This window comes from Pseudodesulfovibrio aespoeensis Aspo-2 (assembly GCF_000176915.2).
Lineage (GTDB): Bacteria > Desulfobacterota > Desulfovibrionia > Desulfovibrionales > Desulfovibrionaceae > Pseudodesulfovibrio > Pseudodesulfovibrio aespoeensis.
Genome location: NC_014844.1, coordinates 1327460 through 1352626, shown reverse-complemented (window position 1 = coordinate 1352626; position 25167 = coordinate 1327460). Strand labels below are relative to the sequence as shown.

Annotated in this window: 28 protein-coding genes; 5 read left to right on the top strand and 23 right to left on the bottom strand. The window is 62.3% G+C overall.

The features are described from left to right. Positions 1-74 precede the first annotated feature (74 nt). Positions 75-1199, bottom strand: a complete 1125-nt coding sequence (locus tag DAES_RS05950) for a sulfite exporter TauE/SafE family protein (RefSeq protein WP_013514132.1) — start codon at positions 1197-1199, stop codon at positions 75-77. 74 nt (positions 1200-1273) lie between these two features. Next, positions 1274-1723, bottom strand: coding sequence for a 4Fe-4S dicluster domain-containing protein (locus DAES_RS05945; RefSeq protein WP_013514131.1), 450 nt, complete (start codon positions 1721-1723; stop codon positions 1274-1276). 280 nt (positions 1724-2003) lie between these two features. On the opposite strand from DAES_RS05945, the gene DAES_RS05940 reads away from it, so the two are divergent. After that, positions 2004-4094, top strand: coding sequence for a molybdopterin-dependent oxidoreductase (locus tag DAES_RS05940; RefSeq protein WP_013514130.1), 2091 nt, complete (start codon positions 2004-2006; stop codon positions 4092-4094). Between the two features lie 153 nt (positions 4095-4247). Here DAES_RS05940 and DAES_RS17560 read toward each other — a convergent pair whose 3' ends face one another. The 21 genes from DAES_RS17560 to phnG all read right to left on the bottom strand — a co-directional run bounded on the left by DAES_RS17560 (position 4248) and on the right by phnG (position 22150). Beyond that, a complete protein-coding gene (locus DAES_RS17560) occupies positions 4248-4508 on the bottom strand; it encodes an amphi-Trp domain-containing protein (RefSeq protein WP_041271366.1) in 261 nt (86 codons plus the stop codon). Between the two features lie 179 nt (positions 4509-4687). Next, on the bottom strand, positions 4688-5443 hold the full coding sequence (locus tag DAES_RS05930; RefSeq protein ID WP_013514128.1) for a ParA family protein: 756 nt from the start codon (positions 5441-5443) through the stop codon (positions 4688-4690). Positions 5444-5496: 53 nt separating this feature from the next. Then, complete coding sequence (locus DAES_RS05925) at positions 5497-5676, bottom strand: hypothetical protein (protein WP_013514127.1); 180 nt, start codon at positions 5674-5676, stop codon at positions 5497-5499. 28 nt (positions 5677-5704) lie between these two features. Further along, positions 5705-6163, bottom strand: a complete 459-nt coding sequence (locus tag DAES_RS05920) for an amphi-Trp domain-containing protein (RefSeq protein ID WP_013514126.1) — start codon at positions 6161-6163, stop codon at positions 5705-5707. A gap of 26 nt (positions 6164-6189) precedes the next feature. Then, entirely contained in the window at positions 6190-7374 is a 1185-nt protein-coding gene (locus DAES_RS05915; protein ID WP_013514125.1) for a GAK system CofD-like protein, read from the bottom strand. Between the two features lie 4 nt (positions 7375-7378). After that, entirely contained in the window at positions 7379-8485 is a 1107-nt protein-coding gene (locus tag DAES_RS05910) for an HprK-related kinase B (protein ID WP_013514124.1), read from the bottom strand. After that, positions 8482-9348, bottom strand: coding sequence for a GAK system ATP-grasp enzyme (locus DAES_RS05905; RefSeq protein WP_013514123.1), 867 nt, complete (start codon positions 9346-9348; stop codon positions 8482-8484). The genes DAES_RS05910 and DAES_RS05905 overlap by 4 nt, the downstream gene beginning before the upstream one ends. A 21-nt stretch (positions 9349-9369) precedes the next feature. Then, on the bottom strand, positions 9370-11022 hold the full coding sequence (locus DAES_RS05900; protein WP_013514122.1) for a PhoU domain-containing protein: 1653 nt from the start codon (positions 11020-11022) through the stop codon (positions 9370-9372). A 3-nt stretch (positions 11023-11025) separates the two neighbouring features. Continuing rightward, complete coding sequence (locus DAES_RS05895) at positions 11026-11292, bottom strand: amphi-Trp domain-containing protein (protein WP_013514121.1); 267 nt, start codon at positions 11290-11292, stop codon at positions 11026-11028. Positions 11293-11308: 16 nt separating this feature from the next. After that, positions 11309-12469, bottom strand: a complete 1161-nt coding sequence (locus DAES_RS05890; protein ID WP_013514120.1) for a PHP domain-containing protein — start codon at positions 12467-12469, stop codon at positions 11309-11311. Between the two features lie 24 nt (positions 12470-12493). Beyond that, the gene (locus DAES_RS05885; protein ID WP_013514119.1) at positions 12494-13030 is read right to left on the bottom strand and encodes a GAK system XXXCH domain-containing protein; all 537 of its coding nucleotides are present in this window, start codon (positions 13028-13030) and stop codon (positions 12494-12496) included. 224 nt (positions 13031-13254) lie between these two features. Next, complete coding sequence (gene phnE / locus DAES_RS05880) at positions 13255-14358, bottom strand: phosphonate ABC transporter, permease protein PhnE (RefSeq protein ID WP_013514118.1); 1104 nt, start codon at positions 14356-14358, stop codon at positions 13255-13257. A 2-nt stretch (positions 14359-14360) separates the two neighbouring features. Then, positions 14361-15242, bottom strand: a complete 882-nt coding sequence (gene phnD, locus DAES_RS05875) for a phosphonate ABC transporter substrate-binding protein (RefSeq protein ID WP_013514117.1) — start codon at positions 15240-15242, stop codon at positions 14361-14363. 69 nt (positions 15243-15311) lie between these two features. Further along, the gene (gene phnC / locus DAES_RS05870; RefSeq protein ID WP_013514116.1) at positions 15312-16127 is read right to left on the bottom strand and encodes a phosphonate ABC transporter ATP-binding protein; all 816 of its coding nucleotides are present in this window, start codon (positions 16125-16127) and stop codon (positions 15312-15314) included. Positions 16128-16273: 146 nt separating this feature from the next. Then, on the bottom strand, positions 16274-17434 hold the full coding sequence (locus tag DAES_RS05865) for an alpha-D-ribose 1-methylphosphonate 5-triphosphate diphosphatase (protein ID WP_013514115.1): 1161 nt from the start codon (positions 17432-17434) through the stop codon (positions 16274-16276). 2 nt (positions 17435-17436) lie between these two features. After that, positions 17437-18135, bottom strand: a complete 699-nt coding sequence (gene phnL, locus DAES_RS05860) for a phosphonate C-P lyase system protein PhnL (protein ID WP_013514114.1) — start codon at positions 18133-18135, stop codon at positions 17437-17439. Positions 18136-18143: 8 nt separating this feature from the next. Continuing rightward, a complete protein-coding gene (gene phnK, locus DAES_RS05855; RefSeq protein ID WP_013514113.1) occupies positions 18144-18926 on the bottom strand; it encodes a phosphonate C-P lyase system protein PhnK in 783 nt (260 codons plus the stop codon). Beyond that, positions 18902-19885 (bottom strand): alpha-D-ribose 1-methylphosphonate 5-phosphate C-P-lyase PhnJ, encoded by a 984-nt coding sequence (locus tag DAES_RS05850; RefSeq protein WP_013514112.1) that lies wholly within the window; start codon positions 19883-19885, stop codon positions 18902-18904. The genes phnK and DAES_RS05850 overlap by 25 nt, the downstream gene beginning before the upstream one ends. Then, positions 19882-21033, bottom strand: a complete 1152-nt coding sequence (locus DAES_RS05845; protein ID WP_013514111.1) for a carbon-phosphorus lyase complex subunit PhnI — start codon at positions 21031-21033, stop codon at positions 19882-19884. Before DAES_RS05845 ends, DAES_RS05850 begins: the two co-directional genes overlap by 4 nt. 1 nt (position 21034) lies before the next feature. Then, a complete protein-coding gene (gene phnH / locus DAES_RS05840) occupies positions 21035-21661 on the bottom strand; it encodes a phosphonate C-P lyase system protein PhnH (RefSeq protein ID WP_013514110.1) in 627 nt (208 codons plus the stop codon). 9 nt (positions 21662-21670) lie between these two features. Beyond that, the gene (gene phnG / locus DAES_RS05835; RefSeq protein ID WP_013514109.1) at positions 21671-22150 is read right to left on the bottom strand and encodes a phosphonate C-P lyase system protein PhnG; all 480 of its coding nucleotides are present in this window, start codon (positions 22148-22150) and stop codon (positions 21671-21673) included. Positions 22151-22237: 87 nt separating this feature from the next. Between phnG and phnF the strand changes: the two genes are divergently transcribed. From phnF to phnN, 4 genes are all read left to right on the top strand, one after another. Further along, positions 22238-22963 carry a phosphonate metabolism transcriptional regulator PhnF gene (gene phnF / locus DAES_RS05830; RefSeq protein WP_013514108.1) on the top strand — a complete coding sequence of 242 codons (726 nt, stop codon included), beginning with the start codon at positions 22238-22240 and terminating at the stop codon, positions 22961-22963. A 209-nt stretch (positions 22964-23172) separates the two neighbouring features. After that, positions 23173-23835 (top strand): DapH/DapD/GlmU-related protein, encoded by a 663-nt coding sequence (locus DAES_RS05825; protein WP_157864814.1) that lies wholly within the window; start codon positions 23173-23175, stop codon positions 23833-23835. Between the two features lie 4 nt (positions 23836-23839). Beyond that, a complete protein-coding gene (locus DAES_RS05820) occupies positions 23840-24541 on the top strand; it encodes a DUF1045 domain-containing protein (RefSeq protein WP_013514106.1) in 702 nt (233 codons plus the stop codon). A 2-nt stretch (positions 24542-24543) separates the two neighbouring features. After that, positions 24544-25113: a phosphonate metabolism protein/1,5-bisphosphokinase (PRPP-forming) PhnN gene (gene phnN / locus DAES_RS05815; protein WP_013514105.1), complete on the top strand. Its 570-nt coding sequence runs from the start codon at positions 24544-24546 to the stop codon at positions 25111-25113. Positions 25114-25167: the final 54 nt, after the last annotated feature.

Below are 25167 nucleotides of genomic sequence, written 5' to 3'. Positions count from 1 at the left end.
GTCTTTCCTGTCTTTTTGTGGAGGCCGCCCGCTTGGGGCGGCCTCCGTTTTCATCAGGCCAATCGAACTGCGACCTAGAAGGGGGGCACGATGCTGTAGCCCAGGAAGCCCTTGGTGGCGTAGCGGATACCCACGTAGAGAGCCAAGAGGATGAAGAGGCGCTTGAGCCAGATGTCCGGGATGTACTTGGAGGTCTTGGGGCCGATGATGGAACCGATGACGATACCGACCAGTTCCACGCCGATCAGGCTCCACTCGATGGTGATGTTGCCCAGGAACATGTAGGAGGCGATGGAGTTGATCATGCCCACGAACACGGCCAGGGCCGAGGTGCCGGCCACCAGGTACATGGGCAGGCCTGCCACGGAGGTCAGGAACGGCACCAGCAGGAAGCCGCCGCCAACGCCCAGGAAGGAGGCCATGGCCGCAATGAAGAAGCCGCCGACCACCGGAATCAGGGGGTTGAACTTGAACTCGACGCCGAAGAAGGTGAACTCGCACATGGTGGGGGTGAACTTCTGCACCTTGACGCCCATTTCGGCCATGTCCACGGTGGTGCCGGACTTCTGCTCCTTGACGGACTTCTGGAAGGCGTCGGCAGCCTTCTTGGCGGCCTGCTTGCCGGCCTGTCCCTTGGGGGTCGTTTCATAGAAGAGGTAGCAGCCCAGGAACAGGACGAAGAGACCGAAGTAGCCGAGGTACGCCTTCAGGCTGATCTTGCCAGCGGTGAGCCAGGGCACCAGCCAGGAACCGGCGATGGAGCCGATGCCCAGGGCAATGGCCAGGGGGAGCACCAGACGGCCAGCCTTCCAGTAGTTGAAGGAGGACAGGGCCGCCGAGCAACCGACCATCCACTGGTTGGACACGCGGATGGAGTCGGTGATCAGATTGTTGAGCTTGGCACCCTTGCCAAAGGAGCTGGCGTAGTCGCCCAGGCCAAAGACAGTGATGTGGCCGACACCGGCCATGATTCCGCCGAACGCGCCGACGGTGGAGAAAATCCAGCCTACCCAGACCGCCCAGAGCAGGGCGACGATGAGGTTGATCTGCGGGCCGCCTGGAATGCCCAGATAGCCGGGCTCACCCTGGGGATTGGCCTCGGCAATGGCATCGGCCAGGGCGTCGGCCCAGGCGGGCTGGACCATGAAGCAGACGGCCAGCACGGCCAGCAACAAGAGAACTTTGTTGGAACGTAACACGGTTAACCTCCTAGAATGTGTTGAACCCCGAAAAATCACCCTGCGGTCACCCGACAACAGGGTTTGAACATTGCCTATTCAGGCCGCACAAAACTCAGGGCAGAGGCGGTGCAGCCAGTAACGCAGGCGGGTGTGCCCCCGGCATCCACCCGGTCCACGCAGTAATCACACTTCATGATCTTGCCAGTCAGCGCATTGAAGACAGGCACGTCCCACGGGCAGGCGGCAATGCATGACTGGCAGCCGTCGCACAGGTCCATGTTGACGAGCACGAGGCCGTCCTCGCGCTGGTACATGGCCCCGGTGGGACAGGCCGGCACACACTCCGGCTTCTTACAGTGCATGCACGGCTGGTACTTGAGCTTGGCCGTGGGCTTGCCGTCCTTGTCGGCAACAGGTCCCTCGGCTATCAGCCTGTTCAGACTCAGCCCAGTCGGAACCTTGTTTTTCACCTTGCAGTGAATCAGACAGGCATCACAGGCGATGCACCTCTTCTTGTCGAACTTGATCCTGTAAATTGCCATTTCCTCACCTCTGAATCAGCGTTTATCCGCGCAAATTTTATGATAGACACCCTTTAGGTCCAAAAATCAACCCTGGTCAACGGGACCAGTGGTTGTGATTATTTTCTCAATTAAACGCTTTTCAGACTCCCTCGGTATTATTTTTTTGGGCTGTTGATTGTGATATGCTTCACATGCGGGTAGAGTGTTGCTGTTTGTCATAAGACATTGCTAGCGTCCGTCGTGCGGTTGTAGGGTTCCAAGAGTCATCGTTTCATTCCCGTGCCTTCAGGAGGAGTATATGAGCAAAGAATATGTGTATAGCGTCTGTGGCATGTGCACGGTGCGCTGTCCCATCCAGGTCGAGGTGGTTGACGGCAAGGCCGAGTACATCCAGGGCAACCCGCACGCAGCGGGCATCTTGGGTTCCTTGTGTCCGCGCGGCGCGGCAGGGACCGCCCTGACCTACGACGAGGAGCGCCCCCAGCATCCCATGATCCGTGTGGGCGAACGCGGCGAGGGCAAATGGCGCAAGGCATCCTGGGACGAAGCCCTGGACTATGTGACCGACAAGCTCAAGGCCATCCAGGCCCAGTACGGCAAGGAATCGGTCCTGTTCTCAGACCGGGGCGGCCCGTTCCGCGACTTTTACCGCGCCTTCCTGCGCGGCATTGGTACGCCCAACTACAACAACCATGACTCGGCCTGCGCACGCAACGTGCAGAACGCCGCCCTCTCCGTCTTCGGATTTGGCCGCAAGGGCATGGCCTACGACCTCAAGAACGCCAAGCATGTCATCCTGCAACAGCGCAACATCTTCGAAGCCATCAACGTGGCCGAGGTGAACAACCTGCTGGGCGCCATGGAAAACGGCTGCAAGCTTTCGGTCATCGACATCCGGGCCAATGTCCCGGCCACCAAGGCGGACAACTTCTACCTCATCCGCCCCGGCACCGACTACGCCTTCAACCTGGCTGTCATCAACACCCTCATCACCGAGGAACTCTACGACAAGCAGTTCGTGGCCGACTGGTTCAACGATTTCGAGGTGCTCAAGAGCTTCGTGGCCGAGTACACCCCGGAATGGGCCGGAGTCGAAACCGGCGTGTCGGCGGAAGCCATCCGCGATCTGGCCCGCCAGCTCTCCGAGGCCGCCCCTTCCGTGCTCTGGCACCCCGGCTGGATGACCGCCCGCTATGACGACTCCTTTTACATGTCGCGCACCATCTACATCATCAACGCCCTGCTCGGCAGCATCGGGGCCAAGGGCGGCCTGCCGATCATGGTCAAGCCCGGCGATGTGGGAGCCAAGGATGTGAAGAGCTTCATGGAGATCTACCCCAAGCCCGAAGCCAAGCGCGTGGACGGCGTGGGCTGGATGGAAGGCCGCAAGCACTACGACGCCGGCCCGGGCCTGGTCAACCTCGCCTATGACGCCATCGTCACCGGCAAACCCTACCCCATCAAGGCATACATCGCCCACCGCCACGACCCGCTCATGGCCTTCCCGGACAAGGACGACGTCAAGGCCATGTGGGACAACCTCGACCTGCTGGTGGCCGTGACCTTCTCCTGGTCCGACACCGCCTGGCAGGCCGACGTGGTGCTGCCCATCTCGCCCTACCTTGAGCGCGACGACACCATCATGACCAAGAACGGCGCCAAGCCGGGCTTCATCATCCGCAACCGCGCCATTGAGCCGGTCTACGACACCAAGGCCATCTGGGAAATCTATGCGGGCCTTGGCAAGCGCATGGGCCTCAAGGAGCTCGACTACGACAAGATAGAGGACATCTGGAACTTCCAGCTCGAAGGCACCGGGGTAACCATCGAGGACTTCGCCAAGACAGGCATGGTCTCCCTGACCAAGGAGCCGCTGTTCAAGCCCGTCAAAGAGGGCATCTTCAAGACCCCCTCGGGCAAGATCCAGATCATCGACGCAAAGCTCGAAGCCGATGGCATGCCCTCGCTCAAGCCCTATGTCTCGCCCCAGAGGCCTCCTGCGGACAAGTTCCGCATCACCTTTGGCCGCTGCGCCCTGCATACCCAGGGCCACACGGTCAACAACGCCCTGCTCTTCGAGCGCATGTCCGAAAACACCCTGTGGATACACACCGACAGGGCCAAAGCGCTCGGCATCGCCACCGACGACTACGTCACCGTGAGCAACAACGGGTATTCCTCAAAAATCCGCGCCTTTGTCACGGATTTCATCCACCCGGAGGCGGTGTTCATGATTCATGGTTTCGGCCACACCCTGCCATGCGAATCCCGCGCACTGGGCAAGGGCGCGGCTGACAACCTGCTCATGCCCAAGGGCATCAAGCGCTACGACAAGTCCGGCGGTGCCGTCTCCATGCAGGAGCACTTCGTCCAGGTCGCCAGGGCCTAGACTCTCCAACCACACCCCAATGCGAAAGCGGCCAGCATCCCCCCGATGCTGGCCGCTTTCCACTTGATGGAAACGTTTCCGGCAGCCAGAGAGAAGGCTCTTCCACAAGTCTTCCCTCCTGAATCAGCCACCAAGACCTGCGCCCTTGGCTTCCTATTTATCAGATATCTTGAATGATTCCAGCTTGGAGCCGTCGTCGTCCCACTCCAGTTCGATGGAGCATCTGGCACGATCCTTCTTGCGGCCTATCTTCATTTCAAAGTTCATGATGTCGCCAGCGCACAGGACCACGCTGTTGGTGCCATCGTCAACGCGGACAATGCCCGACTTGAGCGAATCGGCCAGGTCTTCGAGGTGGGCCACCACCTGGGCCGTGTCCAGCGTCTGTTTGATCTTGACCTTGTCCTTGCTCATGGGGTTCTCCTTCAAAGGTGTCTCGGCGGACAGGAACACGCCGCCCCTGGGCATCGGGGAAGCCGGGGGTGTGTCGCCTGTCGGCGTTGTGTCGTTTTGGACGGCGGCGACATGCTGCGCGGAGGGGCCGCCAGGGGCCATCCAGTTCAGCGGGTCGACGCCGAGTCGTGTGTCGTTGCTCATGGAGCACCTCGGCGGAGCAGTTCCAGAGCCAGGCTGCGATAATCCGCGGCTCCGTTGCTGCCCGGTTTGTAGGTGAAGATATCCTGCCCGAAGCTCGGAGCCTCAGCCAGGGAGATGTTGTCGCGAATGACGGTGGTAAGCAGGGTGTCGCCGAAATGCTTCTGAATCCTCTGGCGCGTCTCCCGGTTGAGCTTTTTCTGCCGCTGGTAGCGCGTCAGCAGAATGCCCGTCACCCTGAGATCGGGATTCCAGCCCCCCTGGATGGCGGCCACGGTCTCCATGAGCTTGCCCAGGCTTTGCAGGGCCAGGAACTCCGGCTGGACAGGGACCAGCAGCTCGTCGCAGGCGGTCATGGCGTTGAGGGTCAGCAGGCCGAGGTTGGGGGGGCAGTCGGCCACGACAAAATCGTACCCGTCAACGTCCGCCAGGGCCATCCGGAGACGGTTCTCGCGGTTGTCCACCCCGGCCAGATCGACCTCGGTCCCGGCCAGGGCGACCGAGGCCGGGACCACATCCATGCCTGCGACGCGGCGGACCACATCGCCAAGGCGGCACTCCTGCATGAGCACCGCCCCCATGGTGCGCGGCAGTTCGTGGGCCATGACGCCCAGCGAGTAGGTCAGGTGCGCCTGGGGGTCGAGATCGAGCAGCAGAACCTTCCGGCCCTGCCGGGCAAGCCCTGCCCCCAGGTTGACCGCGGTCGTGGTCTTGCCCACACCGCCTTTCTGATTGAGCACTGCAAGGGTTCGCATACAACTCCCGAATACTGATGGTGTTTGCGCATGCAGCCTAGCGGGCATGCTGCCTACCCGGCATGGAGCGCGATTTTCCTGATCACGTATTCCCGACCGAACCTGTCGGCAAGGCTGTTTATTTTATCCATGATTTTCATCCGCTCCTCCTCGTTGACCGTCTGGGGCTCAGGGATGCGGAAGAGATCGATCAGCTCGTTCCACTCAAAGGACTTGTAGCAACTGTCAGTCATTGTCCTCTCCATGTGTGGATTGCCGCGATCAGCCGCGCGGCTCAGTTGCATGCGCTTTCAGAGTCTTGCCCTTGCCGGACGAATCCTTCTTCTCCTCTTTCGCGTCTTTCTTCCCGTGCTTGTTCTCTTCCTTCTTGATTTTCACGACCTTCTCGGCAACCTCGACACCTGTGCCTTGCTCCGGCTTCATGGCCACGGGTTTCAGCTCGATCCGGGCCGCCGCAGGTTCCGGCTCCCTGTCGCTGATGGAGAGGCAGCCGGTTTCGCACTGGACCCAGGACAGCTCAAAGCCGATGCTCTGCCGATCCTTCTTGATCTTGGCCTCGACCTTGACGCCGACCTGCTCCGGGGGAGTCATGACGAGATGATCCTCGCCCGTTTGCACAACGATCTTGCGGGACTTGAAGCTTTTGAGCAGATCTTCCAGGTAGGCGACCACCTCGGGATACGACAGACTCATCTTGACATTGATCTTTCTCTTTTCCATGTGTCCTCCTCTGTTCCGGTTTCACGTCAGGTCAACGACAAAAGCACTTTGCTCAACAACTTTTCGTCAATATTCGGCGCGCTGTGCGCGGTCACCAGGGGACAGTCCACCACGTCGAGCCCCTGATCCTTGAGCCCTTTCTTGTTGACGCCGCCCGGATACTCCCCGTTTCTGGTATCCACGAGCACGTGGCTCAGGACATCGCTCCCGGTCGGCGCACCGCTCCCGGCGAGGTGGCGGCGCAGCAGACCGGCCCGGGCCGCGACGCTCAGATCGCGGGCTTCCGGGTCCAGGCCCGTGCTGGGAACAAACACCTTGGGGCAGGCGTTTGCAGCCACGGCCCGGCCCACGCCGGAAGGCAGAAGATTGGCGACAACGCTCGAAAAGAAGCTCCCTGGCGGGTAGCAGATCAGGTCGGCCTCGGCGATCCTGTCCCTGATCTTGCTGCGGATGTGCGGCGTGACCGGGGTCGCGTCCTCCAGCGACTGGGTCAGCCAGACCTCCTCTATTGGCGAAGGGATCGGGTCGGTCTCCTTGCCGGTCACGAGATGCTGCCCGACCAGGACCGTCCCGTTTCTCAGGCGTGCGGCAAGGTGCAGGTCCTTGTTCAGGGTCGGGCGGACGACCCCACAGACATGGACCAGCTTGGAGAAGATGTAGATGACCGGGTCCAGCTGCCGCCTGTTGCCCAGGTAGCCCGCTGTCAGCACCAGATTGCCGATGCTGGCTCCACGGAGGTTGAACCCTTCGGGCATGGCGAGCAGGAACTGGTGGAAGTGGTTGCGGATGATCTTGCGCATGGGGTCCGGGATGCGCCTGACCAGCGGATGCCTGCCTGCGGCCATCTCCTCAAGCTCCTGGCGAAGCCCGGCCTGCTCCCCCACCTTGGGAAGCCGGTGGGCAAAGAGATCGAAGATCGCCGGGTTGCCCTGCACCGACTGGTCTGCCAGGGCCATGAGCCGGTTGCGGATATCGCCCACCGCGGGCATGGCAAAGGCCTTGCGGATGATGGCCGAACTGCCCCCCGAATCAAAGGGCGTGATCAGGTGGATGGAGTTGTGGGTGTAGCGGACGAGCGCCCGCGAGGTCTTGCGCAAGGCCGTGCCGCCGCTGAAAAACAGGATGCGCGGCCCCAGTTCCGGGGTTCTCCTGTAGCGCTCCAGCTTGAGCAGGTCGGGTATGGCAACATCCCGCGTGATGCGTATTCGCATTGAATTACAGCTGGTTTTCAGGGAGTTCCCCCGTGGCCATGTAGTGCAGGCAGACGGTCGAGGCGCCTTCGAAGTCGATGCCGCCCGATATCTCGATCAAATCCGCCCTGCCCAGCATGCGGGCATAGTCGCCCACGTCCGGTCCCTTTGCCCGCTCCGGGTCGGCGGGCAGGTAGAACAGGCCGGTGTCCTTCATGAATGCGGCCAGCAGATCGGCACGCTCCAGGGGATCGACCATCGAGACCTTCATGGAGCCGCCGCCCCGCGTCCAGTTGAGGATGACCAGGGCGTTCATGGTGTGCCTGAGCATGAACCGGCCAGGACCGTAGCATTCGTCGATGAGCGCGTCATACTTGTGTTCGAGCCGCCACAGTTCCTCCGGCGGCATGGCCAGGAAGTCCCTTCTCATATCCGGCTCCACGATGTTGCACAGGTCCGGGTTGTGAAGGGCCGTGCCGGGATTGATGCGCGGCTGTTTGGCCACGCCGAACATCGTCAGCCCATTGCCGTTCTGCTCCACCATGACCCGGTCGTTGCTGATGAAAGTGGTCCCCCGGCTCATGAGGTGCAGGGCCAGGGTGGACTTGCCCGCCCCGGAAAAACCGGCCAGGGAGATGCCCCGGCCATGGTGGGCGACACCCGCGGCATGGCCAAGAAGCCCGCCCAGGTTGAGCTTCCACTCGATGAACCGGTTGTTGATGAAGTTGATGACCTGGTTGGAATTGGCGAGGCAGGGACCAATGGTCGCGTTCTCCCCCTGCCCGAAGACAAAATGCATCCCGGTCAGACGCTTGCGCACCACGCGGCCATCTTCCAGGTCCGCCCACTCCTCCTTGATCTTTGTCTTGCCGGAGTCGGGCTGCTTGACCGAGAAATCCAGGCCGGTTTCCGGCGGGTCAGCCTCGTGGGCCGAGACCACGATGTCCGGGCTGCCGGATGGCGTGACAAACTCCTTGAAATAGGCCGCGAGCTCGTCGCGAAGCGTATCGGTGCTGCACAGCGCCTGGACGACGCAGCCGCCGAAATCGAGCAACAGCCCTTTGTCCGCCGGGACGGACTCCCTGAACCTCGCCACCAGTTCCTTGCACGAAGTGACATCAGTCAGCATCATATTCTCTCCATGACGTACTCGACATACCGCTGTGCCGCATCAATGCCGCTGGTCTCCTGGATGCCCCGGAACCCGCCGAAGGCCGAGACCTCGAAGACATAGGGGCCGTCATCGGTGATGGCCACGTCCACGCAGGTGAAGTCGAGATCGAACTGCGCCTGTGCCTTGTGGGCGAGTTCGATGATTTCAGGGGACGGCTCGTAGGGCCGATACTTGCCGCCGGACTCGGTGGTGGTGTTCCACGCCCCGTTGGTCTTGCACCGGGCATAGGTGGTCAGGTACTCGCCGCCGAGAAAGGCGATGCCGAGGTCGAGATCGCCAAGCTCTATGGTTTTTTGGATGTACATGATCGGGTTCTCGGTCCTGTACTGCTCGATGGCGGCGCGGGCGTCCGGGCCGTTTTCGAGGATGAACATGCCCCGCGCCTTGGAGGTGTAGAGCGGCTTGAAGACCGCCTCGCCGTACATTTCCAGGGCTGTCAGGGCCTGATCCACGCTTTCGGTGATGGTGGTCGGCGGCATGGGGATGTTCGCCAACTGCATGGTGATGGTGCAGCTCAAGCGGTCGAGCACCCGCAGGATCGAGTAGGGAGAGCTGAAAATCTTCAGCCCACGCTCGGCCAGGTAGCGCAGCACCTCCAGCCGGTCCAGCAGGTCCGGTGAATACCGGGCTCCGATCTTCTTGATGATCAGGGCGTCGAAATCCTTGAGGTTGTGGCCGTTGTAAAACGCGTCCCCGGAGGGCAGGTCGAGGCGGACCTGATCCATGCCGATGAGGATGCGTTCCCCGGTTCTGCGGGCCACGGTGTCTGCAAGCGTTTCCGAGGACCAGCCGCCCTCGGTTCCGATGACTCCAATTTTCACGCGGCAGCTCCTTGTTGCGGGCTAGTAGTGGAGGACTTGGGTCGGCAGGGAGAACTTCTCCCAGTTGCGACCCCGGTAATGGGATATCTTTTCGAGCAGGAACATGGACCGGTTGTACATCTCCTTGGCGAACTTGAAGTTCAGCTCGAACCGGGTCGAGGTATAGAACGACCGGGCCAGGGCAAAGGCCATGCGCGCCTCAAAGGTCGGGTCTTCGTGCTCCTGGGCAAACCCTTTGACGAACCCGTAGAACTGGTTGATGACGCTGTTGATGCGGCCCCGGTGATCGGTATCGAAGATGGGCATCCTGAAGTTGGAAACGAGGAAGACCGAAGCATCCTGCACGTAGTCGAAATCGCGGGAGCGGTAGAGGTCGATGTAGTGCACCTGCTGCGCCTCGTTATTGTAGACCACGTTGTTGATATTGAAGTCGCCGTGGATGAACACGGAAAACGGCGCCTCCATCTCGTCCTCGATCTCGGCGCAACGGACCAGGAGTTCCTCGGTGGACCGGACCTCGGCGCTGCCCAGGGACTTGGGCGTGCGCCAGAATTCGGGATGGGTCTGGAGCACGCTTTCGAGCCTCGACTGCACCTGCCAGATATAGTTGGTCTTGACCGGCAACCGCTCCAGGGTGGTTGTCCAGGTCTCAAGGACTGTGCTTTCAAAGATGAACAAAGCGTTTCGGACGAGTTCGTCCTCACCGGAGAGGACGACCTCATCCAGGGTACAGCCGTTGAGGAATTCCACCAGCATGGAGCCTTTGTCGGCATCCTCGTGAAAGCCGTAGATGTCGGCCACGAGATTGGGGAAGGTCTGCTTCCAGCGCTGGATCGATTCCCGTTCCTTGCGAATCTTTTCCAGGCTCCCTTCCTTGTAGATGCTGCCCTGCCGTCTTTCCTCGGAGGAAGTGGTCGCGTCCCGCTGCTCCACCTTGCCGATGCGGCATCCGGACCGTGTGCCCCAGATGGCGCGAAAATCAATGTCCGCAAACGAATCGCTGAACCCGGACTTGGTCAGGGTCTGCTGCAATGCCTCGAACTGCTCGATCTTGATGCGCTCACCCAGCAACGAGAAGATGACGGCCTCGCCGATATTGAGCAGGGCGTCCCCGACCCGTTCGAAGTAGCGGAAGATGAACAGCACGGTGATCAGGCTCTGGGCGTCGCGGCCCATGCCCATCTCATTCATGATCCGGTCGAACCGCACCTTGTAGACGCTGTCCAGCATTGGCTCCGCCTTGCAGATGTAGAGCGCCTTGGACATGTCCTCGTTCCTGAAGGCGGCCAGGATGGCCGCGAGCCGATCGAAGATGATGTCGAAAACCTCCCCGTAGTCGTACTTCTTGATGAACGACTGGTCGTCCAGATACCGCATCTGCTTGGTGATGTTGACGAAATAATCGGCAATCTTCTCCAGGTTGACGCACATCACCTGTATGGCCCGGATCCTGTTGATCTGGTTCTTGTCCAGCGACTTGTCCGAGTGGATGCGCGAGTAACACTTGTTCTCGATGATCGTCTTCAGGTTGTCGATGTAGTCGTCCCGATTGGCGATCTTCGAGTAGCGCTGCCGGGACGGGGCGTCCATGAACTTCCGGGTGGACCGGGCCTGATTCTCGACCTCGAGGACGATGAACTTGAAATTCTCGTCCAAACCTTCAAATGTGATCATCGCCTAACTGACCTTCAGTTTTTCATCGGTGTCTTTCTTCAGCTTGGCGGCATCCTTCCACTCGACCTTGATGGACAGCTTGTTTTCCGTGCCCTTTTTGCGGGCCTTGACGATGAAGTTCAGCAGGCCGTCGGGTTTGAGTTCAATGGCGTCGCCGTTGGTCGAGAGGGTGATGCTCCCCTTCTCGAACCCTTCGGTGAGAGAGGCCAGGAATGCCTTGATGGTCTCGCTGTCCTGCAGCGAGTCAAAGACGAATTTCTCTTCAGACATGAAGCACCCCTTTGGGTTATCCGGCGAGCCGGGCCCTGTATTCATTGATGACTGAATGTCGGCTGATGTTGTTGACAATGAGTCGTTTCCTGACGGCCAGGTCGTCCCAGGCGGGCTGAAGCCCGACCTCGCGCCCCGCCTTGACCGCATCCTGCTGATCAAGCGGCTTGGTCTTTTCCCCCATGTGGCAGTCGTCGCCCATGAAGATGAGCACCCTGCGCTCGCTTTTCTGCCGCCGCTCGTTCTGCTCGTTGACCACCGAGATGAGGAACTCGGTATACTCCTGCGACTGGGGGTTCCACACCTCGATGCCGTCCACGTCGTAGTTCCTGAGCAGGATGGGCCAGAACTGCTCCGGGTGGGGAATGACCACGCATCCGCCAAGCCCCCGGACCTCCTCGATGACCTCGCTCGCCCGGTAGAAGAAGGAGAGATCAAATCCCTGCTTGACGATCTCCTTGACCGCCTTGAGATAGGCCTGGACCCGGTCGATGGCCACATCGCCCAGCTCGGGCCGCAGGGAGTCGAACCAGTTGCGCAGCAGCTTGTTCTTGACCGACTGGCGCGGCACATCGGCCCAGTGTTCGTCCAGCAACCGCTCGATCTTGGAGACGCCTCGCCGGACGAACTCCACGAGTTCCACGTCTGCGCCGGAAATCCTGGCAGCCGCCTGTATCCGAGGCTCAATGGGCTTGGTGATGGTGTGCATGAAGTCAAAAAGCTGGCCCGAACGGTACTTGAAGGTATGGATGAGCATCGAACGGAGCACCCCGGCGTCGCGCACCCGGTCGTCGGCAAAATGAAGCAGAAGCTGCACCTTGCGGTTGAACCCGCTGGAGTAGCAGTCCACCTCCACGCCGGAGTGGCCGTCCCAGCTCATGAGCTCGTTGTGCTGGGTGGGGATGAGCAGTTCCTCTTGGCGATTCGGAAACATGGCTTCCACCCGTCTGCGGATATGCTCCATGGGCACGAACTCCGGGTGCCAGTGGACCGCAAGCAGGGCCTCCTGGCGGGCATGGACCTGCGACGGCGTGATCACCTGCTCGACCTGCCAGGGCATCAGGTCGGTCGAGACCAGCTCGAAGAAACGCCTGCTGTCGTCCTCGGTTATCTCCGGGGATGCCCCGGCAAGCGGACCCGGCCTGTCCGGAATTTCGCCTTTCTTGATCAGTTTCATGGGTGCCGCTCCAGAGCTGGTGTTTCAGTCGTACTTGGCGTGGCAGCGGCTCTTCTCGTGGGCGATGGCATCAACGGCCTCTCCCATCCGGGCGAGGTCGCCGGACTCGAATGCCGCCTTGAACGTGGCGCAGACCTTGGCATACTGGGCATAGTATTCGTCGCCATAGCCGGGATAGCCGATCATCAGATCAGAGTCGGCCAGGAAGGATTCCACGGCTTCCGCAGGTGGCATCTGCCCTTCGTGAATCATCTTGAAAATCAGCCTGAAGCTGATTTTCATGCGCTTTTTGAGATGTTTGTACTTCAGCGTGCCAGAGGCGCGGCACTCGTCGCACTCTTCGGCCTCTTCAGCCGCCTCGCACTCCCCGGCGGATTTGAACTTCACCTTGACCGTGACCTGGCCAAATTCGTTCTTGCCGCTGATCTTGAATTTCCTGAACTCGTCACTCCCGACGAACTCGCCGTCGCCCCCCTTTTCAAGAGCGTCGGCCAGCAAGCGGAAAAAAGCGGGCAGTTCCCGGATGTCCATCTGGCTGGTGGCTTTCGTGTCGCTTCCCATTGAGTCTCCTTCGGAGTGTTGTTGAACTACTGCCACTACCCTCAATTGGACGGCCAGTTCAATACGGTGCGCACGATTGTCACAATTAGTCACGCTCCGGCGCATTTTTGGGCGGCAGTGTTACGAGATCGCCTTGACCGGGTGCTCCGGTTCGGATCAGAGGGACGGAAAGGGGGGCGGACCTGACGGCCTGCCCCCCTCTCTTCGCCACTGGGCGAAAACCGTTAGACGAAACGCCGCCGCAGCACGCCGCACATATAGTCGATCAGTGTGACAGAGAGTATGACCATGATCATCATGGTGCAGACCTCGCGGTAGAGGTAGCCGTTGATCTTGTCGAACATGAGGAAGCCGATGCCGCCCGCGCCCACAAAGCCGAGGATGGTGGCCGAGCGGACGTTGGATTCAAACCGCAGCAGGGTGTAGCTGACGATCAGCGGCATGACCTGGGGGATGACCGAGAAGGCCATGATCTGGGCCGGTCCCGCGCCCGAGGCGGTCACCGCCTCCACCTGCCCCGGCTCGATCTGCTCTATGGCCTCGGAAAACACCTTGCCCAGGATGCCGAAGGTGTGGATGGCCAGGGCGAGCACGCCCGCGTACGGGCCGAGCCCGATGACAGCCACGAAGATGAGGGCCATGACGAACTCGTTGAACCCGCGGCAGAAGTCGAGGGTCCGACGGGCCACAAACTGGCCGAACCAGCGGATCACCTTCTGGCGCAGGCCATCGCCCTGGACCATCAGTTCGAGAGTGTTACGGGCCGCGAACATGGCCATGGGGATGGCTGCCACAAAGGCCAGCAGGGTTCCCCATATGGCGATGGCCACGGTTTCGATGAGCGCCTTGGAATACTCCTTCAGGTAGCTCCAGGCCGTAACAGGCGGGAAATATCCCCCTGATTTCTCGTCAGCGATGCGCGCGTATTCCTGTTGCACCAGGGTTTCCCGATCGGTCGGGCTCATGGCCGCGAGGCGCTTGTCGGCCCGCGCCTGGGCTTCGCGCTGGATGGCCACGGTGTCCAACTTGCGGCCGTCTGCAACATATTCCGACTTGATATCCTGATACGCCTCTTCAAAGGCGATGATCTCCGGCAGCCGCATGGCCTGGGCCATGGCGTCGCGCTCGTCGGCCTCGTTCAACTGGCGGCCAAAGAGGTATTCAAAGGCGTTCTGCCGTTTTTCATACAGCTTGAACGGGTTGATGTCCGTCGAGATGTAGGAGGCGGCGAGAACGGCCAGCACGAGGGCGAGCAGCCCCCCCATGGCGACCCTCTGGAGGAGGGTCGCTTTGGGGGTGACATGATCGAGTGTCAGGTCCTGACTCATGGCTATTGCTTGTCCAGCTGTTTCTTGAGCCGATTCATGTAGCGGATGATGTCGTAGTTCTTGTCGTTGGTGTGCGCGTAGCCGCCGTTTTGCAGGATGTTCAGCGCCTCGGGGTCGTCATTGATCTGCAGAAGGGCTCCGGCAAAGGCCGCCTTCAGGCTGGCGGGAAGGTCTTTGCGCGCGGTCATGGGAGCGCCGGGGATGAGGTCGGATTTCGTGAGAATGACGAATTCGTCCATGGCCACAGAACCTTTCTGGATCATGCGGTTCAGGTCGATGTCATTGGTGGCGGCGACATCGATGGAGTTGTTCTTGACAGCCAGGATGGACGCGCCATGGGAGCCGGAGAAACGGACTTCCTTGAAGTACGCCTTGGGATCAACCTTCATGTCCCTGGCAAAGATGACGTTGGGAACCAGGAAGCCGGAGGTGGAGTTGGGATCGGTGAAGGCAAAGGTCTTGCCCTTGGCCTGCTCCATGGTGGTGATGCCGGAATCCTTGCGGGCGATGATGATGCCGGTGTAGCCGGGCTGGCCGTCCTGGTCCAGTTCGAGGACCAGGGCTTCGGCATTGGCCTTTTCAGCGGCCTCGATGTAGCTCTTGGGGCCGAAGTAGGCGAAGTCGATGTGCTTGTTGGCCATGGCAGTAATGATGCCGTTGTAGTCGGAGGCGGTGAAGACCTCGACCTTCACGCCCAGGACCGCCTCAAGCTTGTCGGCGATGGGCTTGGCGCGCTTGGCCGAGTCGGCGGCACCCTCGGTGGGGATGAAGCCGAACTTGATGACCGCAGGCCAGTCAGCAGGGGCTGCGTGGCCGAGGCCGGGCAGGGCAAAAGCCAGCATAAGGGCAGCAACGATGAGTCGTTTCGTCATTTTGCCAAACATTGGGAATTCTCCTGTAATCGGTTGGAATTGTTTTTTCTCACAATCAGTCCTTGCTTTTCCAGTATGGTTCTAGGCGGCAGAGAGCTCTTCCAGGGCCTCTTCCGCCTTGTCGCCGTAGATGCAGGACACGTTGTCGCAATTGAGGTCGCGGGCCGTGCCGTCAAAGATGATCTCGCCCTTGGACATGCCGAGGATGCGCTTGCCGTAGCGTTGGGCAAAGTCGATGTGGTGCAGGTTGACCAGGACCGGGATACCCCGCTCCTCGTGGATCTGGGTGAGTATCTGCATGACAGTTTCCGAGCTGCGGGGATCAAGGCTGGCGATGGGCTCGTCAGCCAGGAAGACTTCCGGCTCCTGGGCCAGGGAGCGGGCGATGGCCACACGCTGCTGCTGGCCGCCCGACAGGGCATCGGCCCGGCGGAACGCGAGATCGGCGATGCCGACCTGCTTCAGGCAGTCAAAGGCGAACTCCCTCTCCTGCCGGGAAAAGTGGCGGAACATGGAGCAGCACCGCTTGGTCAGGCTGGCGTTGAAGCGCAGCCGCCCGACCAGGACGTTTTCCAGGACGCTCAGCCTTCTGATGAGGTTGAATTGCTGGAAGATCATGCCCACCCTGCGGCGGACCTGCTTCAGCTTGTTCCCGTTGACCGTGGTGATGTCGTCGCCAAACAGGGACAGTTCGCCGCTGGTGGGCCGGATGAGCCTGTTCAGGCAGCGCAGCATGGTGGACTTGCCCGCGCCCGAGAGCCCGATGACCACGACAAAATCGGACTGCCTGACATCCAGGCTGACATTATTGAGGGCCACAGTGCCGTTGGGATACACCTTGCAGAGATTCCTGGCCCTGACGGCCACCTTGCCCGCATTCAGGTCGATTGATTTCATATTGCGCCTCCAAAGTCGGTTCTTTCTGGAACAAGCTGGACATGGGCAGGGCCATTCCTCATCAGCATGGGTCTATAACAATCCCGCTACGGGGGTATGATGATCCTGTGACCTTTCCATTATGATCATGGACGGCCCCGTAACATTCAGGCCGCATTTTTTGCCGTTATTTCAAGGGGGCTTGCGGTTCCGCCAGCCCAGGTTTGTAACACGGCGGGCACACCTTCGATTTCCCGGACGCGGACCAGGTCAGCCCGCTTGCCCGGCGCGATCTCCCCCCGGTCCAAAAGGCCGATCACCGTGGCCGGATTCAGGCTGATCATGGCCACGGTCTCGTGCAGCGGAATGCCAAGCCGCCTGTGCAGGGCAAACGCGCCAGAGGCGAGGCTGCCCGGCACATAGTCGGATGACAGGATGTCGAGCAGCCCCACAGCCGCCAGATCCTGGGCAGCCACATTGCCCGAATGCGACCCGCCCCGGACCACGTTGGGGCCGCCCATGACGATGCTGATCCCGGCTTGTCTGGCCAGGGACGCGGCCAGCCGCGTGGTCGGAAACTCGGAGATGGCGATCTTCTCGCGCACCGCCTCCCCGATGTGTTCGGCTGTGGTGTCGTCGTGGCTGGCCATGGGAATGGCGCGCTGGCGGCACAGCTCGACGATGACTCGCCGGTTCTCAGCGGCGCAGGCCCGCTGGGTGGCGACGAGCCGGTCTGCCATCTCGGCAAACTCCTCGTCATTCCATCTGTTCTTGTAGTATTGCCGGTACTTGTCTGTATCCGTGAACTGCCGCTGGCCCGGCGTGTGGTCCATGAGCGAGACGAGCATCAGCACGTCGTCGTCCAGATGCGGAGCGAGCATCTCAAGCACCTTGGGGTCCGAATACTCACAACGCAGGTGGAGCTTGTGGTCCGCCTTGAGCACCCCGGTGGACCGGGCCTTGCGCAGGGCGCGGATGCTCATGTCCAGGATGGTGCTCCGCTTGGGGCCGTCATGGTATTCTCCCAGCGACACGGCATCCAGGACCGTGGTGATGCCCGCGCTGACCATCTGGGCATCGTGAGCCAGCACGGACGAAAGCGTGTCCGGCCAGAACACGCCGGGCCGGGGCTCCAGCTCCTGCTCAAGATTGTCGGTATGCAGCTCCACAAAGCCGGGCAAGAGATAGTCTCCCTGAAAATCCACCCCGCCGGGGGCCATGCACGGTCCCTGGTCCACGGACTCGATCACTCCGCCGACAACCTTGACCGACCCAGCGACAATGCCGCTTGCGGCGACGATGCGGGCATTCTTGATGACAATATCCATAATCAGGCGGCCTCCCTGAAACCGCGCATTGCAAACACTGTGTCCGAAACCAGGCCGCGCACTTCCTCGTCGTGAAAGATGCCGACCACAGCCGCGCCCCTGGCCTTGGCCTCCAGAATGAGCTGGACGACCGCCTGACGGTTGTGCGCGTCCAGCGAGGCCGTGGGTTCGTCCAGGAGCAGGATCGGGTAGTCCGCGCAAAAGCCGCGTGCGATGTTGACCCGCTGCCGCTCGCCGCCAGAGAAGGTGGCGGGCGGCAGGGACCACAGGGGGCGCGGGATGTTCAGCCGCGCAAGCAGGTGTTCGGCCTTGTCCCTGGCCGCGGCCCGGTCGCCGGTCAGGCTTGCGAGCGGTTCGGCCACCACATCCCTGGCCGGCACCCTGGGCACCACTCGCAGGAACTGGCTCACATAGCCCATGGTGCGCCTGCGGACATCCATGATCTCGCGCGGCTGGGCCGTGACCATGTCCACGAGAGACCCCTGGTGCCGGACCAGGATGCTCCCGGCCTGTGACTTGTAGTTGCCGTACAGGGAGCAGATGAGTGACGATTTCCCGGCTCCGGATGAGCCGCTTAAGGCCACGCACTCCCCGGCCCGCACATCGAGATCAAGCCCGGAGAAGACCGGGATGACCGTGCCGCCCTGGGTGTGCAGGGTAAAGGTCTTGCAGAGGTTTTTCACGGATATGCAAACGGTCATGACCATTCCTAGGCTTGCAGGATTGATGAGACGAGCAGCTGCGTGTACGGATGCTGGGGGTCGTCCAGCACTTGATCGGTAAGGCCTGATTCCACCACCTCGCCGTTTTTCATGACCATCAGCCTGTGGGCCAGCAGCCGGGCCACGGCCAGATCGTGGGTGACGACCACTGCCGAGAGTCCGAGCCGGGCCACGAGCCCCCGGAGCAGGTCGAGCAGCCGGGCCTGGACCGAAACATCGAGCCCGCCGGTGGGTTCGTCCATGAAGATGAGGCTGGGGGAGGTGGCCAGGTTGCAGGCGATCTGCAGCCGCTGCTGCATGCCGCCAGAAAAGGTCTTGGGAAAATGGTCGATCCGGTCCGCATCGATCTCCACCTGGGCGAGCCATTCCAGGGCCTTGGCCCGGATGTTGCCGTAGTGGCGCGCGCCGATGCCCATGAGCCGCTCGCCGATATTGGCCCCGGCGGTGACGCCGAGCCTGAGCCCGTCGCGCGGGTTCTGGTGGACCACGCCCCATTCGGTGCGCATCAGCTTGCGCCGCACGGGCTCGATGGAACCATGCACGTCTATGGTTCCGAATTCGCTGGAACGATACTCCACCGCCCCTCCGGACGGGGCCGACCGGCCCGACAGGCAGGCGAGGAGCGTGGATTTCCCGGAGCCGGACTCGCCCACGATGCCCATGACCTCGCCGGGCCAGAGGTCGAAGCTCACGTTTTTGCAGCCGAGCATGCTGCCGTAGTATTTGGTCAGCCCGTGCGCGCTGATCAGCGGTTTTTCGGATTCGGCCATGGGGTTTCCTGCCTGGTTTGCGAGCGTTGGCCCGTGAGTTCCGCAATGTCGTCGCGGGCGGCCATGGGGCCGAGCAGACCCTGCTCGCGGCGGCTGGCGCAATAGTCGGTGTCCGAGCAGACGAACATCCGCTCCCCGGCGTCGTCGAGCACCACCTCGTCGAGGTAGCTGTCCCGCGCTCCGCAAAGCCCGCAGCAGGCGTCCCACTTTTCCACCACAAAGGGGTGGTCCTCGAAATCGAGACTCCTGACGCTCGTATAGGGCGGCACGGCGTAGATGCGCTTCTCGCGGCCCGCGCCGAACAGGTGCAGGGCCGGGCTCATGTGGAGCTTGGGGTTGTCGAACTTGGGGATGGGCGACGGGCTCATGATGTAGCGGCCATTGACCGTCACCGGATACATGAAGTTGGTGGCGATGCGGCCATGCCGGGCGATGTCCTCGTACAGCTGGACATGCATGACACCGTATTCCTCCAGGGCGTGCATCTTGCGCGTCTCGGACTCGCGGGGTTCGACCCAGCGCAGCGGCTCGGGGATGGGCACCTGATAGACCATGATCTGGTCCTCGCACAAAGGCGTCTCCGGGATGCGGTGCCGGGTCTGGATGACGCTGGCCTCGGCGGTCTTCTCCGTGGTCTCCACCCCGGCCATCATGGCGAAAAAGCGGCGGATGGAAACCGCGTTGGTGGTGTCGTCCGCGCCCTGGTCGATGACCTTGAAGACATCGTCGGGGCCGAGAATGCTCGCCGAGAGCTGGATGCCGCCCGTGCCCCATCCGTAGGGCATGGGCATCTCGCGCCCGGCAAAGGGCACCTGATAGCCGGGGATGGCCACGGCCTTGAGGATCGCCCGGCGGATCATCCGCTTGGTCTGCTCGTCGAGGTAGGCGAAGTTGTAGCCGGTATCCCTGCCCGCGTCGGTCTCGCGGACTGTCGCTGTTTCCGCGTGCATGGGGGTCATGCGGCCTCCTCTGCCTTGTCGCCCGTTATGTCGCCAGTTTTGTCGCCCGTTATGTCGCCCGTTTTGTCACGGTTCCGGGCCGTTGTGCCGAGGATCTCCTCGCGCATCCCGCGCACCATGATCAGGTCAGCCTGGAAGTCCACGTAGTGCGGCAGCTTGAGGTGCTGGACAAACCCCTGAGCCTCGACATTGTCGCTGTGGGAGAGGACGAACTCCTCGTCCTGCGAGGGCGCGGCGATCTCCTCGCCAAGCTCCCTGGCCTGGAGCGACCGGTCCACCAGGGACATGGCCATGACCTTGCGCTCGCAATAGCCAAAGGAGAGGCCGTAGCCCCGGGTGAAAGTGGGCAGCTCTGTCTTCGAGCCGGTGAAGCTGGTGACCATCTCACACTCGGAGACAGTGATGTCACCGATCTCGATCTCGAAGCCGAGCTCGTCGGGCGCGATGCACACGGCCACCTCGCCCATGCGGATCTCGCCCGCAAAGGGGTGGTTGTCGCCGAATCCGCGCTGGCTGGAATACCCCAGGGCGAGCAGGAAGCCCTCGTCGCCGCGCGCCAGGTTCTGGAGGCGGACATCCCGCCCGGCAGGATAGGTGACCGGGTCGCGGGTGATGTCCGCCACGGGCTTGTCGTCAGCGCGGTCCGGCTGGTCCACAAGCCCCTGCGCAGCGAGAATGTCCATGACACGCGGCATGGGGCGCTCCTCGTGCGGGCTGGTCCGGGCCGGTTCGGGGCTGGATTCCCCGGCCAGGGAAAAGTCCAGGAGCCGGTGGGTGTAGTCAAAGGTCGGCCCGAGCAGCTGGCCACCTGGAATGTCCTTGAAGGTGGCCGAGACGCGCCTGCGCACGCGCATGGCCGAGGTCTCGACAGGGCTGGACACGGCCAGCCTGGGCAGGGTCGTCCGGTAGGCCCGCAGCAGGAAGATGGCCTCCACCAGATCGCCGCGCGCCTGCTTGATCGCCAGGGCGGCCAGCTCCGGATCGTAAAGAGAACCCTCGCTCATGACCCGGTCCACGGCCAGGCTCATCTGCTCCATGATCTGCCTGACGGTCAGCTCCGGCACTTCGGTGTCGCCGCGCCGCTCCCCGGCCATGAGCCGGTGGGCGTTGTCGATGGCCTTTTCGCCACCCTTGACAGCCACATACATGTCAGATCCCCACCCGGACCGTTCGCGGGAGCGAGACGATCTCGGTTTCTGTCGCCAGGATGGTGTCGAATCCAAGGGGAAACCGGTGGCTGTTCCACTGCATGGCCTGCCAGAAGTCCGTGTGCAGGCCGTCAACGGCCAGCCTGACCTCGTCCCTGATGCCGGGGCCGGAGAGACGCACGCCGCAGCCCACCTCGATGGACCGGACCTGGATGATCACGGTGGCCGAGCGGTCGGGATACTCCAGCGTTCCCGGATTGAACCGAGCCAGATCCGGCAGGGCGTGACCGTCAGGGATGATGGCGAAGACCGCGTCCTCCTCCCTGGTCACCAGCGGCGATCCGCAGTGAAAGCGCAGATAGGTCTGGGCGTCCCTTGGCGCTGCCGGGCCGAGCCACAGGGGCGTGTCCATGTCGGCCAGGGCCAGGCAGACTGCCGTGGCCGCAGGGTGCAGCGAGGCCGGGGGCTTGGGCCAGTTGCCCAGAACCGTCACGGTTCCCGGGCGCGACATGGTCAGCAGGATCGCCCGGAATATCCGCTGGTTGTCCTGAGCCGGGTTCTTCAGGCCAGGCGCAATGGTCGCTGTGACGCGTTCTTCGCGCTTTTCGCGCTTTTCACATCCTTGCATCGATATTCCTCAATCCTCGCCGCGTACCATGGTGAAGAAGTTCACCCTGGTGGCCGCCGTTTTATCGTGTTGTTCCCGCCATCGTGCCTGCTGCTCGCGCTCAAGGGGGTCGATGACGCGGTCCATGAGTCCCGGATTGTGCTCCGGGCATTGGAGCAGGGCGTCGAATATGGCGGCCAACTCGGCGTGGACCTTGTCCCGGCCCGCCACATAGCCGTGGCCCACCACACCGCCGAACAGCGCGACCGAGCACCGGGTCATGGTCATCTCGCCCAGGTTGAACCGCTCTCCCCCGCCGCCAGCCCGGCCACGGACCAGCACCATCCCGACCTCGGGCGGGCGGATGTGTTCGAACTGCGGCGACGTCCCAAGGGCTGTCAGGGCCTGTTCCAGCCTCGTGGCACCGGCGCGGGCCAGCACGCTCATCCAGCGTTTCCGGGCTGCGGTGCCCAGGAGCATGGAGTCGATGGGTGTGGTGTCGGGTTTCATTTCTGTGACATCCTCCTTGCTTGTCTAGACATCCGACAGAGGATGTGTTGTCGCTGTGACTTGGCGGATCGCCAGGGAGAGTGCCCCATGCTTGCGCGCAACAGCGGTGTCGCCTTGTGGCGGCAGATCTATTCGAATCTTGAGCGGGAGATAGCGGACCACGGCTTTAGGCCCGGCGACAGGCTGCCGTCGGAAAACGCCCTGTCCGAAAAATACGGAGTGAACCGGCACACCATCCGCCGGGCCATGGCCGCGCTGGAGCAGGCCGGGCTGGTGCGCGTGGAGCAGGGCCGGGGCGCGTTTGTCCGCGAGCCGGTCATCAACTACCCGGTAGGCAGGCGGACCCGGTTCAGCGAGAACCTCACCCGGCAGCGCCGCGCGCCGGGCAATGTGCTGCTGGAGGCGGCGGACATCGAGGCGGATGGACCTGTGGCCGCCGCGCTCGGCATCCGGCCCGGCGAAATGGTCACCCGCATCACCAGCGCGGGCGAGGCGGACGGGCGCAGGATCAACTATTGCCATTCCTATTTTCCGCGCGTCCTGTTTCCGGGCATGATCAGGGTGTACCGCCAGACAGGCTCGGTCACCCAGACCCTGGAGCACTACAAGGTCAGGGACTACTTCAGAAAAAGCACCCGCATCATTGCCAGGATGCCCACGGCGCAGGAGGCCCGCGAGCTTGGTCAGCCCAGGACGCGGCCCGTGCTCATCACCGAGAGCGTCAACGTGGACGCACGAGGCGTCCCGATCGAGTTCGGGGTCAGCCTGTTCGCCAGCGACTGGGTGCAGATCGTGGTCGATTCCTTCGAGTGACGCCATTGCCGTGCCGTTCCTTAGTATGCGGCCCATCCCCATTGATGCGGCCTGCTGTTCACGGTGGTAGGCCATGCGTCTGGCAACAGCACTAGACAAGTACTTGACCTGTGCGTTTTTTTTCGTAATTTCATGGAGTTGTAACACGTTTGCCACCATTGTCTCCCAATTGACGGCATATCGTGATTTCTTCCATCCGGCCCGGCTGTATGTCCTTGACCATGCAGCATCCAGCCAAAGAAAACAGCGCCGAACAGCGCCTTGGTCCTGAGCCGTGCGTCCACCCGACAGCGGACGTTGCGGACTCCATTCTTGGCCCCTACGTCGAGATCCTTGAGAACTGCCGCGTGCTTGAGAGCGCCCTTGGGGCGTATTCGTACCTGAGTGAGGGATGCGATGTGGCCCACGCCGAGGTGGGCAGGTTCGTGTCCGTGGCCGCCCAGGTCCGCATCGGGCCGACCAACCACCCCACCTGGCGGGCGGCCCAGCACCACTTCACCTATCGCAGCGACAAGTACGGCTTCGGCGAGGACGAGGAGTGGCTCTTCGAGTGGCGACGGGCGCAGCGCACGGTCATCGGCAACGATGTCTGGATCGGCCATGGCGCCATCATCCTGCCCGGCGTGCGCGTGGGCCACGGAGCGGTGGTGGCGGCGGGCGCGGTGGTCAGCAGGGATGTCGCGCCCTATGCCGTTGTCGGCGGAGTCCCGGCCCGGTTCATCAAGGAGCGCTTTTCAACGGCTGTGGGGGAGCGGTTTGTCCGGCTGGGCTGGTGGGATTGGCCTCACGACACCCTCGCCCTTGCCCTTGATGATTTCAGGCGGCTCGATGCCGAGGCGTTCCTGGACAAGTACGAGAAGACGCGGGGGTGACGGGATGCCTGAACGATTCGCGGTATATTTTGCCCCGGTGCGGGAGAGCGACCTCGGTCGCTTCGGCAGTCAATGGGTTGGCCGATGCGCCCGGACCGGACTGCCTGTCGAACAGCCGGCGCTGCCGGGCCTCAGCCGGGACCAGTTGCGCGAGCTGACCAGCGCGCCTCGCCACTACGGCTTCCACGCCACCCTTGTGCCGCCGTTCGCGCTCAGGGAATCCTGCTCAGCCGACAATTTCCTCACGCGTGTCCACGCCGTTGCCGGGGAGTTGCACCCCTTTGACCTGCCCCTGCTGACGATCCGGGAGATCGGCAACTTCATCGCCCTGGTCCCGGCCAGACAGGAGGCTGTCGCCGCCCTGGCCGAGACCTGTCTGCGGGCCCTTGGCGCCTTCAGGGAGCCGCCGTCCCTGGCCGAGCTTGAGCGGCAAAGGTCCAGGGGGCTGACGCCGACCCAGGAGCGTCTGTTGGCGGACTGGGGCTATCCCTATGTTCTCGGCGAATACCTGTTTCACCTGACCCTGACCGGTCCGGTCAGGGACAAGGCCCGGCGCAAGACGCTGCTGCGACGGCTGGCGGAGTTCACCGAACCATTGCGCAAGGCAGCGCATCCTGTGCGGGACATCTGCGTTTTTCACCAGGAGTTCACCGAGGCCCCGTTCTTTCTCACCCACCGCGTCCCGCTGGGGCGTGACAGGAGATGATCATGAAATACGGCAGACTGACATATGTGATCGGGCCTTCGGGTTGCGGCAAGGACAGCGTCATGGCCTACGCCAGGAAGCTGTGTCCGGGGAACGAGGCCGTCTTTGCCCACCGTTACATCACCCGCAGCGCCGAGGCAGGCGGCGAGAACCACGTTCACCTCCAACCCGACGAGTTCCAGGCGCGGGTGGAAGGCGGCGTGTTCGCCCTGCACTGGGACAGCCACGGCTACCGCTACGGCATCGGCTGCGAGATCGACGCCTGGATGGAGGCCGGGTTCAACGTGGTGGTCAACGGCTCCCGTGCCTATCTGCCGGAAGCAGCCAGACGCTACCCGGACATGCGGCCCGTGCTCATCACCGTGGAACCCGGCATCCTGAGACACCGGCTCCTGGTCCGGGGCCGCGAAAACGAATCTGAAATCGAACATCGGCTGGCACTGGCCGAGGCGTACGAAGTCAGGCATCCCGCCCTCAAATCCATCGACAACAGCGGCGAACTGGCACTGGCCGGGAACGCCCTGCTCTCACTCGTGCGAGACACCCGCACTGCATGGAAGAAAGCCGTGTGACACCGGCCCGCCCCGCCCACAGAGCACGTCAGGCCCACAAGTCCTTGGCCAGTC